The sequence below is a fragment of the Jiella marina genome, assembly GCF_024359545.1.
Classification (GTDB): Bacteria; Pseudomonadota; Alphaproteobacteria; order Rhizobiales; family Rhizobiaceae; genus Jiella.
Window position 1 is genome coordinate 84,540 of sequence record NZ_JAKQZG010000001.1, and the last position, 13,604, is coordinate 98,143.

Sequence of the window (13,604 nt, forward strand, 5' to 3'; positions counted from 1 at the left end):
GAATGCGACGACGCCGGCTTGCCCAGCCCGATGCCCCGCGGTGCGCTCCATCAGCGATACTCTGTACGCCGAGATCGAGTTCGCCAATGTCGGACGGCTTGTAACCGGTTGCGGGCGTCGTGCGGACATGCCAAGCCGTGTCGGATCGCTTTCCGGCCGGGCATGGGCGGCCGAACGAACCGGAGCGCATGTGGACGAGCCCTCGATGCGGCGGAGCCGCCGCAACCGACAGACCATCAAGATGAGCGACGTGGCCGAGGCCGCGAATGTTTCGCCCTCGACCGTCTCCTTGTATCTTCGGCGGCCAGGGGCCGTTTCGAAGCGCGCAGGGGCCGCGATCCAAAGTGCCATCGAGGAACTGGGCTATGTCCCCAATCTGATGGCCGGCGGCCTCGCTGCAGCGCGCTCGCGGGTCGTCGGTGTCGTCGTGCCGTCGATGCGCAATGCCTTCTTCGCCCAGACGGTCTCCGCCATGCAGGCGATCATGTCTTCACGCGGACTGCAGGTCATGTTCGGCAACACCGACTATGACGAGGCAGCCGAACTCGACCTGGTGCGGGCGTATCTCTCCTGGTCGCCTTCGGCCATGGTGATTACCGGCCTTCATCATGCGCCGCTGACACGGGACCTGTTGCGAGCTGCCGATTGTCCTGTCGTGGAGATGTGGGAACTCGGGGCGTCGCCGATCGATCTTGCGGTGGGCTTTTCTCACGACGAAGTGGGGAGGGCGCAGGCGCGCCATCTCATCCGCAAGGGCCGGCGCCGGCTTGCCTTCCTGGGCGCGCGCATGCAGGACGACCGGCGTGCCATGCAGCGTGCAGACGGCTTCGCGGCGGAGGCTCGAGAGGCGGGCATTGCCGCCGAAATCGTCCATCACATCAAGCCCGCAAGCGCGGAAACGGCAGCAGCGCTCCTTGCCAAAGCCCTTGCCAAGGATCCGGCGATCGACGGCGTCGCCGCTTCCAATGACACGATCGCTCTGGGGCTCTTGTTCGAATGCGTGCGGCGGGGTCTCGACGTGCCGCAGCACCTGTCGATCATCGGGTTCGGCGATCTGGAGTTCGCCGCGTTCAGCAATCCCTCTTTGACGACGATCCGGCCGTTCGGCGACGTCATCGGCGAGGAGATTGCCGGGCTGGTGTTATCCGTGTTGGAGGGCGGCGAGAGACCAGAAAACGCCATCATCAACACCGGCTTCGTCGTCGTCGAGCGCGGCAGCGCATAGCTGCCGCACCCCGGCGCTTCAGGGGTGAGCGTTCGGCTTAATAGGCCGAAGTGGTCTTCTGCTGCTTCTCCGCGGTTTGGCCCTTCAACTCACCGAGCCAGTCCCGTGCGCGGCCGGTCATCATCGCGATGTCCGATGCCATTGCCGAGAAACTGTAGCCGTAGTCGAGGAACTTGCGAACCATCGCCGGGTTCGGCCCGACGATGCCGATGGGCGTGCCAATCTCCCGAGCCGCTTCGGCGGCATTTGCAAGCGCTGCCTGGACTTCGTCGTGGCCGATATCGCCGATATGGCCCATTGATGCAGAGAGGTCGCCAGGACCGACGAAGACCGCATCGACGCCAGGGACCGCCGCGATGTCCTTCAACCTGGAAACCGCCTCGGGCGTTTCGAGCTGGACGATCACCATCGTCTCGTCGTTGGCCCGCTTGAGATAGTCGGGCACGGCTCCGAAGCGCGAAGCGCGATGGATCGCGGCAACGCCGCGGACGCCAACCGGCGGGTACTTTGCCGCCGCAACGGCCGCCTCGGCCTCTTCGGCGGTCTCCACGAAGGGGATCATGATCGTCTGTGCGCCGGCGTCGAGAACCTTCTTGATCGTCACCTTGTCGTTCCAGGGCAGACGGACGACCGGCTCGGCGGGCGTGCAGCCGACGGCCCGCAGGATCTCGGGAAGCTGCCCGACTTCGACCGGCACATGCTCCATGTCGACGACCACGAAATCGAAGCCGCAATGGCCGATGGCTTCGGACGGGCCGGGCGCGGCTGACATCAGCCAGGTGCCGAGCGGCGGCATCGCGCGCTCTTCCTGAAGCATGCGGCGGAAGCGGTTGGAGATATCGATGGTCATGAATTCTGCCTTCAAAAGATTGCCGGTTCCGGCATGTTGCGCACGCCCGAGAGGAAGTCGAAGTCGCAGCCCTCATGCGCCTGGCTGACATGGCGCTGGTAGAGCGCCGTGAAGGACGTCTCGTAAAGCGGGCGAGGGGGCGTGAACTCGGCGCGGCGGCGTTCCAACTCCTCGTCCGAGACACGCATGTCGAGCCGTCCGGCCGCGACGTCGAGAGCCACGATGTCACCGGTGCGTAGCAGCGCCAGCGGACCGCCGATCGCCGATTCTGGCGACACGTGCAGAATGCAGGTGCCGTAATGAGTGCCGCTCATGCGCCCGTCGCAGATGCGCACGATATCCTTGACACCGTGCTTCAGGAGCGCCTTCGGGATCGGCAGATTACCCCATTCCGGCATGCCCGGCGCGCCGACCGGGCCGGCATTGCGCAGAACGAGAACAGTATCCTCGGTGACGTCGAGATCGGGATCGTCGAGGACGCGCATCATCGTGCCCGGGTCGTCGAACACGAGGGCGGGGCCTTCGTGCTTGAGGAATTTCGGATCGGCGGCGGAGGATTTGATGATCGCGCCCTTCGGAGCGAGATTGCCCGTCAGGAGAGCCAGTGTTCGTCCTTGTTCCAAGGGCACGACCGGATTGTCCAGATTGCGGATGACGTCGTCGTTCCAGCATTCGGCGTCTGCGATCGCTTCGCCAAGAGCTCGCCCCTCGACGGTTTTTGCTTGGAGATCGAGGTGATCGGCCACCTTGGCGAGGAGAGCGCGCAGACCGCCTGCGAAGTGGAAATCCTCCATCAGATAGGTCCCGGAGGGGAAGAGATTGGCCAGAACCGGGATCTTGCCCGAGATCTCGGCCATGTCCTCCAGGTCGAGAGGAATGCCAGCGCGCCCGGCCATGGCAATGAGATGGATCGAGGCGTTGGTCGAGCCGCCGAGCGCCATATAGGCGGCGAGGCCGTTGAGGAAGCTCTCGCGGGTCAGGATGCTGGACGGCTTCAGGTCTTCCAGCACCATGGAAACGATGCGCTCGCCGCAGAGCGAAGCCATGCGCGGATGGCCGGAATCGACTGCGGGGATCGATGATGCGCCGGTGAGCGTCAGCCCCATCGCGTCGACGATCGACGTCATGGTGGAGGCCGTGCCCATGGTATTGCAGGTCCCGGCCGAGCGGGTCATCCGGCTTTCCAGATCGACCCAGTCCTTGTCGGTGATCTCACCACGCCGCAGCTTGTCGAAATAGGTCTTGGTGTGGGTGCCCGCGCCGGTCTTCGTGCCGCGCCACTGGCCGTTCGACATTGGTCCGGCCGGGCAGAAGATTGCGGGCAGGTCCATCGAGATCGCGCCCATCAGGAGTCCCGGTGTGGACTTGTCGCAGCCGCCGAGAAGCACGCAGCCATCGATCGGGTGGGAGCGCAGGAGTTCCTCCGCCTCCATGGCGAGGAAGTTCCGGTAAAGCATGGTCGTCGGCTTGACCATGACCTCGCCGACCGACAGCGCGGGCAGTTCCACCGGATAGCCGCCGGCCTGCCAGACGCCACGCTTCACCGCCTCGGCGCGGTCACGCAGATGGCTGTGACAGGGGCTCATCTCGCTCCAGGTGTTGATGATGCCGATGACCGGCTTGCCCATGAACTCCTCGCGCCGCATTCCCATCTGCTGGGTCCTCTGGCGATGGGCAAAGCCGCGAATGTCGTTCGAGGCGTACCATCTCTGGCTTCTGAGTTCGGAAATCGGTCGGGACATCGGCGAGAATCGCTTTCGAAATCGGTTCGGCGGGCGGGATTCCGCCATGCAAGTCTTGATCGTAGCGCTACGAAATTCTGCTGTCAAAGGCTGGAGCTTGTCTCCACTCCGAGGCTGCTTCCTGCTCTCGAGGAGGCGTGTCTCGCTGCCCATTTCTCATTTCAATGGACTTTTGCAGGGTAGGGTTCGAGGGGAAAGACTCGTTCGCAAGGCTGGGCGATCGAGATGAGGATCGGGCAATGGAGCGATTGACAATCGAAATCACAACGCTACGATTTGCGTCGATCGTAATCGGCTCATAACCGATGCCGCCACTCGAGGCGGCCCGATGCGACGAACAATTCCAGGGAGGACGAAAATGAAGAATGCGTCGATCGCTCTTGCGCTCGCCATGACGGTAACCGCGGGCACCGCCTCTGCCCAGACGATCGAGATGATCGTTCCGTTCAGCGCCGGCGGAGGCACCGACACGGTAGCCCGCGTCTTTGAGCCGGGTTTCTCCGAGGCACTCGGACAGACCGTCGTCATCCGCAATGTCGACGGTGCGAGCGGCACGATTGGCGCAGCCGCCGCGGCCGACGCCACCGCCGATGGCTCGACGGTTGGTTATCTGCCGATCGGACCCTTGGCGATCCAGCCGTCGCTTCGTGATACGTCCTACTCGCCGGACGATTTCGCATACATCTGCCAGACCACCTCGACACCGGTCTTCCTGCTTCAGAAGAAGGGGGGCGATGCGTCGTCCGTCGAAGACTGGATCGAGAAGGGCACCGATGGGCGTGTCGTTTACGGCTCTTCCGGCCCGGGTACGATTCCCCATCTCGCCATGGCCGCCTTTGCGTCCGAGGCCGGGCTGAACGCCGTGCATCTGCCGTTCAAGGGAACGGGTCCGGCGATGAACGCCATGGCAGGCGGAGAGATCGACCTGTTCGTGGACACCGCGACCGTGTTGGAAAACAACGACGTGACAGCGCTTGCCGTCTTCGCGCCGGAGCGTGTCGAGGCCTACCCCGACATCCCGACGATGGCCGAGGCTGGCTACGAGCTCGACTTTTCGGTGTGGCAGGGCCTCGTTGCGCCGAAGGGCGTTGATGAGGACACGCTCGCATCCTATTCGGAAGCCTGTGAGAAGGCGATCGCCACGGACCGGTTCAAGAAGCTCGCCGATGACACCAACACCGGCGTCATGTATCGCGGTCCCGAGGATTTCGCGGCCTTCGTGAAGAAGAATTCCGAACAGAACCGCGCCATCCTCAAGGAAGCCGGCCTCATCGAGTAAGGCGGCCCAACCGTCTGCAAGGATACAGGGCGGCGGTACCCGGTGTTTCGGGCATCGCCGCCGCTTTCGTGGCGGGCGCCGCCCGGTGCCCGGCAACTCTCTCCTGAACTCGGGTTCGAGATGGGCTCACAACATTCCGCGCGGTCGAAGATTTCTGCGCGCGCCACTGGCGGCCGGGAGGGGCGCCCATGACGCAGACCCGTTTTGCAAGGATCGGCACGTCTGCCGTCTTCACGCTGATTGGCGTTGTCTTTCTCGTCGCAGCCTATTCCGGCGGGGGTGCGGGGGCGGGCAACCTCGCAGCCGGTGACACGCCCAATGCGCTGCCGCGCATTCTCTTGATGATCTGGGTCGGGCTTGGAATCGTCGACCTCTTCCGGCTTTCCTTCACCTCCGCCGCCGAGAAGAAGGGCGAAGACGACGCCGAGCTTCCAGGCACGGCGATCCTCGGCGTGATGGTGCTGGCGCTGGTACTTGCCATCGCGATCGTCTTCGCCGGCTACCTCATTCCCGTGCTGATCATTCTGCCGCTGCTGCTTTACCTCACGGGAACGCGTACGCCGTTCGCCTTCGTGCTGTCCTATCTGCTGATGGGCCCGGCCCTCTGGTTCCTGTTCCACCATCTCCTCGGCATTCGCCTTCCCATCCTGCTTTCGGGCGGTCTCTTGTGACGATCGATCTCGCTTTCCTCGCCGAAGCTCTCTCCCCCTGGACCCTCCTGGCGATCGTTTTCGGAACGGTTCTCGGGGTCGTGATCGGGGCCTTGCCCGGTCTCGGCTCCGTCGTGGGCCTGTCGATCTGCCTGCCCTTCACCTTCGGCATGGACACCGTGCCGAGCCTGGCCCTGCTTCTCGGCGTCTATTGCGGCTCGGTCTATGGCGGGTCGATCTCCGCCATCCTGATCAACTCGCCGGGCACGCCGCAATCGGCCGCGACCATGCTCGACGGCTATCCCATGGCAGAGCGTGGTGAAGCGGGGCAGGCTCTCGGCTGGGCGACGGCCGCCTCGGTCGCCGGCGGCTTGCTCTCGTGCATCGTCCTGATCCTTGCCGCTCCGCAACTGGCGCGCTTTGCCACGCGCTTCGGTTCGGTCGAGGTCTTCGGCCTTATTCTCCTGGCGCTGACCTGTATCGCCGCGGTGTCTAAGGGCAGCATGGTCAAGGGACTCGCCATGGGCGCTGCGGGGCTGTTTGTGGCGCTGATCGGCACTGACCCCGTAACCGGGGCGGCCCGCTTCACCTTCGGCATCGAATTCCTGACTGCGGGACTCGATCTCATTTCCGTCGTCATCGGGCTCTTCGCCCTGTCGGAAGCCTTTTCGCGCCTTGCCTTGCGCCGAATGGGTGCGCCCACGGTCGCCAACGCCCGGGTGATCCTTCCGGCGCTTCGCGCCTGGAAGGGCCGGGTGGTCAACCTTTTCCGCAGCTCCCTCATCGGTTGCCTCATCGGGGCACTGCCGGGAACGGGCGCCGCGACCGCCGCCTTTATCAGCTATGCCTCCGCCAAGCAGGCCTCGCCGCGCCGCGACGACTTCGGCAAAGGCGAGCCAGATGGCCTGATCGCGGCGGAGTCGGCGAACAACGCCGTTACCGGTAGCGCGATGATCCCGACGCTCGCCCTCGGCATCCCTGGCGACGTGGTCACGGCCATCCTTCTGTCAGCGATGGTGGTGCACGGGATCACGCCGGGTGTGCGTCTGATGACCGAGCATCTCGATGTGGTCAATGCCATCTTCGTCGTCCTGATCATCGTCAACATCGTCATGCTCGTCGTGGCGTTCCCGATCGTCAGAGCCTTCGGCCGGATCCTCTCTGTCCCCGAGCCAATCATCATGGTGGGCGTCATCGTGTTTTCGCTGATCGGCGCGATCACGGTGCGCGGTAACGCGCTCGATGGCGTGGTCGCCGTTCTCTTCGGAATGATCGGCTATGCGTTGCGGATCGGCGGCTTTCCGCTCGCGCCCTTCGTCATTGGTCTGGTGCTCGGCCCGCAATTCGAGCAGAATCTGAGGCGAGGGCTGCTTCTCAATGAAGGCGACATTCTGAGTTTTCCGACCGCCAGCTGGATCTCGGCCGTGATCTTCACCACGGTCGCGCTTCTCGTCATCGCCAACCCGCTGAAGGCCCTCATGACCTTTGGCAGAAACCGCCAGAAACAATCCTAGGGCCTGACCACGAGGTTCGATGCGTCGGACGATTGTTCGGTGTCGGATGAGTGGCAGGCACCAGATCAGTTCACGGACCCAATCCCATGCGCGCGACGATCCTCGTTCATCGAATTCCGATCGACACTCCGGTCCAGACGTCGTTCGGCATCATGCATGACCGGCCCTCGCTGATGCTGCGCCTCGAAGACGATGATGGTGCGATCGGCTTCGGCGAGATCTGGTGCAATTGGCCGAGCGTCGGCGCCGAACATCGCGCACGTTTGATGGAAGCACTGATCCTGCCGCTCGTCGCAGAGAGCGGGCTGGCGGATAATCCCGCCGAGCTCTGGGTCTGGCTCTCCGCCCGGCTTCGGATCCTCGCGATCCAGTCCGGCGAACCGGGACCGATTGCCCAGTGCCTCGCAGGCCTCGAATGCGCCCTCCAGGATCTGGCAGCGCGGCGGGCGGGTCTTCCCCTGGCGCGATTCTTGTCGAGCGAAGCCAGCGCATCGGTTGCCGTCTATGCCAGCGGCATCAATCCGACCGGTGCGCCCGAGACGGCGGAGCGCGCGATCGCCGCAGGCTACCGTGCCTGCAAGGTGAAGGTGGGTTTCGGACGGGATCGCGACCGCGAAAACCTTCTCGGCGCGCGGGCCCTGATTGGCCCTGACGTGCAGATGATGGCCGATGCCAACCAGGCCTGGACGTCGGAAGAGGCCGTGAGCTTTGCGGAAACCGCCGACGAGGTCGGCCTTTCATGGCTGGAGGAGCCCTTGGCCCATGACGTCGCCGACGAGGACTGGCGGCAGGTGGCCGATGCGATGCAGACTCCGCTTGCGGCGGGCGAGAATTTTGCCAGCGCACGGGACTTCGATGAACTACCGGCCGCGCGAGGTCTCGGTGTCGTTCAGCCCGATCTGGGGCGTTGGGGCGGAGTCGCGCAGTTGGTCGCGGTCGGCCGTTCGGCCCGAGCGCACTGCATGCTGTTCTGTCCGCACTGGCTCGGCGGCGGCGTCGGGCTCCTGACGTCCTGCCACGTCAAGGCGGCGCTCGATGACGAGGACGGCTTTGTCGAAGTCGACTTCAACGACAATCCGATGCGGAGCGAACTCGCTGCGGAAATCTTCGCTACCCTAAGAGATGGCCGCGTGAGCCTTCCCGACAAACCCGGCATCGGTATCGACGACGCGGCGATCGACGCCTTTCGTGCGCACCTCACCGTGGCGCGGGAAATCACTTTCTGAAATCTGGGGCGACGCGGTGCCGATGGTACCGCTGAACCACCTGCACGCTGATCTCGAGTCCGGTCGCCGGGAGACCGGAAAGTGTTGGTGCCCTGGCCGGCCAAATCGCACCTCGGCCGTGCCGCGATCCGATCGCTCGCTACCGGCGCGGTGCCCCAAGGGCTGCCCGTGGATCGAAGGGTGCACCTTCGACCGCAGCCACGATCGCGTCGGCCAGGGGAAGCCGCTCGGGCAGGGCGCCGCGTCTCTTGGCCTCGCGCATGCCGGCGGAAAGGCTCCGCGCGACGTCGATGCCTTCGACCGTCTCGCCCTTCATGGGACCCGCGACGATCTCCGCGATGGTCATGCCTTCGCCGAGATGGAGGCCGAGCCGCGAATTGCGGCCGCCCCCGACGGTGACATGCAGGTCGCCAAGACCGGCCAGGCCGTGCGCGATCTCCGGCTTACCGCCGATCCATGTGGAAAGCAGCGTCATCTCGTCGATGGCCCGCTGAAAGGCTCGGGCGACCGGGTTCTTCACCGGCTCTCCATCGCGCTTGTATGCGCCCATCATCGCGCTGACGCCGATCGTGAGGAAGTTCTTCAAGGCCGCGCAGGCCTCGACGCCGATCACATCCTTGGACGTCGAAATCTCGTAATAGTCCGTCGCCATCAGGCCCGCAGCTTGCCGCACGGCGGCTTCGTCGCGCCCGGCATAGACCACGGCGGTCATGCGGCGCTCGGCAAGCTCCCGCGCAATGCAGGGCCCGCCGATCCCCACAAAGGATGGCATTGATCCACCACGCTCCGCGACGAGTGCGGGGAGCGCGTCTGCATAGGTTTCCGGCGCTTCGTCGCCGCGAGCCACGAGACCCTTGGTGACGATCGCAACCGGTGCCTTCGGCGCAAGGCGCACGAGTTGATCGGCCGCCCAGCCGATGCCGGGCGACGAAACGCCGATGATGACGAGGTCGGCGGCGGCAACCTCGTCCGGCGTGATGGCATCCGCGTCGCGGACATCGACGTCCGGGTCGAGCGGTGCCTTGAGGCGGGGATGAGCCGAACGATCCTTCGACAGGGCTTCGAGGACGTCGGCATCGAGAGGCGTCGTGCCGAGGATGACGTCATGGCCATTGTCTCTCGCGGGAACGGCGAGCGCCGAGCCCATCACGCCGGCGCCGAGGATGACGACCCGGCTCATGCGGCCTTGCTCGCATTCGGTTCGATGCGCTGCTCGCTCTCTGGGTCGAACAGGTGGGTCTTTGCCGGGTCGATCTTCAAGCCGACCTGCGCGTCGCGCTCGAAGCGCCGACGTTCGGGAATGACGATCCGCACCTCCGAATCCTCGACGTTGACGTGAACGACGGTCTCGGCCCCCGTGGTCTCGGACAGAAGCACGGTGGCGGGAACGCTTCCCGGCTCGTTCGCTTCGCCCACGCCGATATCGACCGGGCGCACGCCATAGACCACCTTGCGTCCCGGCTGGACCGAGCCGGAAACGGGCAGCACGGTCTTGCCGAAGCGCACGCCCTCCGCGGCGGTCTCGCCCGCCATGAGATTGATCGAGGGCGAGCCGATGAAGTCGGCGACGAAGAGATTGGCCGGACGGTCATAGACCTCGTCCGGCGATCCCATCTGCATGATCTCGCCCGAGCGCATGACGACGATGATGTCGGCCATGGTCATGGCCTCGATCTGATCATGGGTGACGTAGATCGTCGTCGCGTTCACCCGGTCATGAAGCTGGCGGATCTCGTAGCGCATCTGTCCGCGCAGCTTGGCGTCGAGATTGGAGAGTGGTTCGTCGAACAGGAAGACTTTCGGCTCGCGCACGATCGAGCGGCCCATGGCGACGCGCTGGCGTTGTCCGCCGGACAGGGCGGCGGGCTTGCGGTCGAGATAGGGCTCGAGCGCCAGGATGCCGGCAGCCCATTTCACGCGCTTCTTGATCGTCTCCTTGTCGATGCCGCGCACCTGCAGTCCGAAGGCGATATTGTCGTACACGCTCATCTGCGGATAGAGCGCGTAGGACTGGAACACCATGGCGATATCGCGGTCGCGCGGATGGACGCCGTTCATCCGCTCTCCGCCGATGGCGACCTCGCCCTTGGTGATCTTCTCCAGTCCCGCCGTCATTCTCAGGAGAGTCGTCTTGCCGCAGCCTGACGGACCGAGAAGCACGACGAATTTGCCATCGGGAATGGTGAAGGAGATGTCTTCCATCACCTTCATCGTTCCGTAGCTTTTCGCGACGTTGCGATAGTCGACCTGGGCCATGAATGCTCGGCTTTCAGTTCACAGTGGCAAGAAAGGGCTCGAGCCGACCGGAATCGTCGGCAAGGTCGAGCATGGAAAAGCGGTCGCGGATGAAGCGGGCGTCTCCGACATACTGCCGATAGAGTTCGGCTGGAAGGCCAAGATCGGCGGCGGTCAGCTGGCAGCCGGCAGCGGCCATCGCATTGTGAAGCTCGTCGAAGGGACGCGTCACCGCCGCAAGGCGCGACTTGATCTGCGGCCACTCGCGCCGGAGTTTATCGTTCATCCGCGCAGCGCCTTCCTCGTCGAAGGCCTTCTTTTCGGTCTCCTCGGCCATGGTCCGGGCCATGGCCTCGCCATAACGCTTCGCAAGCTGTTCGACCGGAATGACCGTGGGCTTCAGTTCGGGCGGTGCGTCGAGGGCGATCGTCTCGTTCTGCAGCCGCGACATGGTGAGCGAGGCGACGCCCACCTGTTCGCCATGGGAGGTGCCCGGATGCTGGGAGCCGGCGAACATGTCGATGCAGTGGGAGATCATGTGCTCGGCCATCGAGCCCACATGAGTCGTGCCGGTGAAGGAAGTGCTCGAGCCCATGATCGCGGAGACGCGCACGAGCCGGGCGAGGGCCTCGAAATCGCCCTCCAGGAGCTTCGGCGCGAGCGCGATCATATCGTCCTCGTCATAGGCGAGGAGGGTGTAGGCGGTCTCGCTGTAGGGCGTATCGTACAGGAGGTGCATCAGGAGCCAGTCGGATTGCGCTGTCGTGCGGCAGACGACGTCGGCGAAGGCGGCGGAGACGAGGCGCGGCGGGCATTTCGCGATGACGCCGAGATCGAAGAAGACGCCCTTGGCGAAATGGCAGGTGATCGACTTCTTGAAACCATCGACCGAGAGCGACGCCGTCGGCGTCGTATAGGCGTTCATCGGGCTGGTGGCGAAGACCGAATATTCGCGGCCATCCTCGAAGGTCGCGTATTTGCATCCGTCGGAGACCGAGCCGGAACCGACGGCGATGAGTACCTCGGCATCCGCCGTCGCTTCCGAGAGTTTGCGGATGGCGCCGAGTTCGACCTTGGGCTTGTTCCAGACATATTCCGAAACGGTGAGGCCGTCGCGCCGTAACGCGTCGAGAAGACGTCCGCCCAGCGCCTCGCGGGTGAAGGAGTCATGGACCACGCAGATGTGCTTATCGCCGTGGCACGCCCGCACGAGTTCGGCCTCGCGGCCTTCCAGCGTATCGGCGATCTCGATCCTGTCGATCTTGATGCCTTTTTGCTGGCCGTCATTGGGGTCGACCCAGCGATGGGCGACGAGGTCCTCGATCACGCCGAGGCGCGAATGTGCAGTCATGACTGGTCTTTCGTTGCGCGTTCCGCAAAGGCGACGAGGCGGTGGTTGATGTCGGCCGTCGCCGCATAGGCGGATTGGAAAATGTCGCCGAGTTCGTCATAGGCGTCGCGGCGGGAGGCATCAGGCTCGATCGGCGTGGTGGCGCCTGCCATCGCGCCTGCCGCCTCTTCGATCGACGAGAACCAGCCGGCGCCATGGGCCGCGATCATGCCGGCGCCGAGCGCCGAGGCCTCGACCGTGCCGGAAATGCAGACGGGCCGGCCCGAAGCGTCGGCGAGCATCTGACGCCAAAGCGGCGAGTTGGCGCCGCCGCCGATCGCGACATAGCGCTCGACCTTGCGGCCGGTGACTTCCTCGGTCCGCCGGGTCGCGGCAGCGAGCCAGACGGTGATGCCTTCGAGGATCGCCCGGTAGATATGGACCGGACCATGGCTTCCGGAGAGGCCCATGATCGTGCCGCGGGTCTCCGAATCCCAGTGAGGGTCCATGACGCCGCCCCAGAAGGGCTGGACGAGGACGCCCTCCGAGCCGATCGGCAGCCGCAGCGCTTCGGCCTCCAGCCGGTCGAAGATGGCGGGGTCGGAACGCCCGCCGAGGAACTTGTCGACGAACCAGTTGATCAGGAAGGCGCCGCCGCGCAGGCAGTTTTCGAAGATGAAGCCGTTGCCCTGGGCCGCGATCTGGGTCCGGAAGGCGTCGGAAACCGCGAAATCCGGCTGCCAGACGCCGGAGACGACCGCCGTGCCGAGATTGACATAGGCCTGGGCGGGATCGGTGCAGTTCGTGCCGAGCCCGGCGCATTGGCCGTCACCGCCGCCGGCAAAGACCGGACAGCTTTTCGGCAGGCCCGTGGCCTCTGCGGCCTCGGCGGTGATTTCGCCGAGCTGGGTGCCCGGCGCATGGGTCTCGGCAAGCTTTTCGACCGGCAGTTCGATCGCCTCCAGAATGGTCCGCGACCATTCCTTCTTGCGGATGTCGAACAGCGCGAAGGGATCGGCGCTCGACCAGCTGGTGCGCGGACGCCCTCCACAGAGGTCGGAGACCAGTACGGTCTGGACGTCGCAGAAAAGCGCTGTCTTTTCATAAAGATCCGGCTCGTTCTTCTTCATCCAGGCCAGGCGATAGAGACAGGGAATGATGTCCACCGGGCGCCCGGTGATCTCGTGGATCGTCTTTCGCCCAAGCGCTGCGGCCAGTTCCTCGACTTCAGCCGGTGCGCGCTCATCAAGCCACACCGTTGCGGGTCGGACAGAGCGGCCGTTCGCATCGAGATGGGCCATGGTCTCGCGCTGGTTCGAGATGGCGAGGCCGAGGATCCGTGAGGGATCGATCTTTCCCGTCAGGTCCTGCAAAGCCTTGCGGGCAGCCTTGCGCCAGTCGTCCGGCTCCTGCTCGAACCAGCCGAGGCGGGGATTGGAGAGCTCGATCGGCGCGCGACCCTCGGCAACGGACTCGCCGGAGGCCGTCCAGGCGATCGCCTTGGCCGACTGGGTCGAAGAGTCGAGGCCGATGACGACAGGCTCGGCCATCGT

The 13,604-nt window shown here is 64.8% G+C and carries 11 protein-coding genes; 5 read left to right on the forward strand and 6 right to left on the reverse strand.

The window, feature by feature from the left end; all coding sequences use genetic code 11:
• Window positions 1-40: 40 nt before the first annotated feature.
• Window positions 41-1,225, forward strand: coding sequence for a LacI family DNA-binding transcriptional regulator (locus tag MF134_RS00425; RefSeq protein WP_255337422.1), 1,185 nt, complete (start codon window positions 41-43; stop codon window positions 1,223-1,225).
• A gap of 37 nt (window positions 1,226-1,262) precedes the next feature.
• Here MF134_RS00425 and MF134_RS00430 read toward each other — a convergent pair whose 3' ends face one another.
• Both MF134_RS00430 and araD read right to left on the reverse strand, forming a co-directional pair.
• Window positions 1,263-2,075, reverse strand: a complete 813-nt coding sequence (locus MF134_RS00430) for an HpcH/HpaI aldolase family protein (RefSeq protein ID WP_255337423.1) — start codon at window positions 2,073-2,075, stop codon at window positions 1,263-1,265.
• Between the two features lie 11 nt (window positions 2,076-2,086).
• A complete protein-coding gene (gene araD / locus MF134_RS00435; protein ID WP_255337424.1) occupies window positions 2,087-3,817 on the reverse strand; it encodes an L-arabinonate dehydratase in 1,731 nt (576 codons plus the stop codon).
• A gap of 358 nt (window positions 3,818-4,175) precedes the next feature.
• Between araD and MF134_RS00440 the strand changes: the two genes are divergently transcribed.
• The 4 genes from MF134_RS00440 to MF134_RS00455 all read left to right on the forward strand — a co-directional run bounded on the left by MF134_RS00440 (window position 4,176) and on the right by MF134_RS00455 (window position 8,486).
• Window positions 4,176-5,096, forward strand: a complete 921-nt coding sequence (locus MF134_RS00440) for a Bug family tripartite tricarboxylate transporter substrate binding protein (RefSeq protein WP_255337425.1) — start codon at window positions 4,176-4,178, stop codon at window positions 5,094-5,096.
• Window positions 5,097-5,284: 188 nt separating this feature from the next.
• A complete protein-coding gene (locus tag MF134_RS00445; RefSeq protein ID WP_255337426.1) occupies window positions 5,285-5,767 on the forward strand; it encodes a tripartite tricarboxylate transporter TctB family protein in 483 nt (160 codons plus the stop codon).
• Window positions 5,764-7,260: a tripartite tricarboxylate transporter permease gene (locus MF134_RS00450; protein ID WP_255337427.1), complete on the forward strand. Its 1,497-nt coding sequence runs from the start codon at window positions 5,764-5,766 to the stop codon at window positions 7,258-7,260. Before MF134_RS00445 ends, MF134_RS00450 begins: the two co-directional genes overlap by 4 nt.
• 86 nt (window positions 7,261-7,346) lie before the next feature.
• Window positions 7,347-8,486: a mandelate racemase/muconate lactonizing enzyme family protein gene (locus MF134_RS00455; protein ID WP_255337428.1), complete on the forward strand. Its 1,140-nt coding sequence runs from the start codon at window positions 7,347-7,349 to the stop codon at window positions 8,484-8,486.
• Between the two features lie 139 nt (window positions 8,487-8,625).
• Here the strand turns inward: MF134_RS00455 and MF134_RS00460 are convergent, their stop codons facing one another.
• From MF134_RS00460 to MF134_RS00475, 4 genes are read right to left on the reverse strand one after another with little or no spacing between them, the layout of a single operon-like run.
• Window positions 8,626-9,666, reverse strand: coding sequence for an NAD(P)H-dependent glycerol-3-phosphate dehydrogenase (locus MF134_RS00460; protein WP_255337429.1), 1,041 nt, complete (start codon window positions 9,664-9,666; stop codon window positions 8,626-8,628).
• Window positions 9,663-10,742 carry an ABC transporter ATP-binding protein gene (locus MF134_RS00465; protein ID WP_255337430.1) on the reverse strand — a complete coding sequence of 360 codons (1,080 nt, stop codon included), beginning with the start codon at window positions 10,740-10,742 and terminating at the stop codon, window positions 9,663-9,665. Before MF134_RS00465 ends, MF134_RS00460 begins: the two co-directional genes overlap by 4 nt.
• A 13-nt stretch (window positions 10,743-10,755) precedes the next feature.
• Window positions 10,756-12,072 carry an iron-containing alcohol dehydrogenase gene (locus tag MF134_RS00470; RefSeq protein WP_255337431.1) on the reverse strand — a complete coding sequence of 439 codons (1,317 nt, stop codon included), beginning with the start codon at window positions 12,070-12,072 and terminating at the stop codon, window positions 10,756-10,758.
• Entirely contained in the window at window positions 12,069-13,601 is a 1,533-nt protein-coding gene (locus tag MF134_RS00475; RefSeq protein WP_255337432.1) for a xylulokinase, read from the reverse strand. Before MF134_RS00475 ends, MF134_RS00470 begins: the two co-directional genes overlap by 4 nt.
• Between the last annotated feature and the right edge of the window lie 3 nt (window positions 13,602-13,604).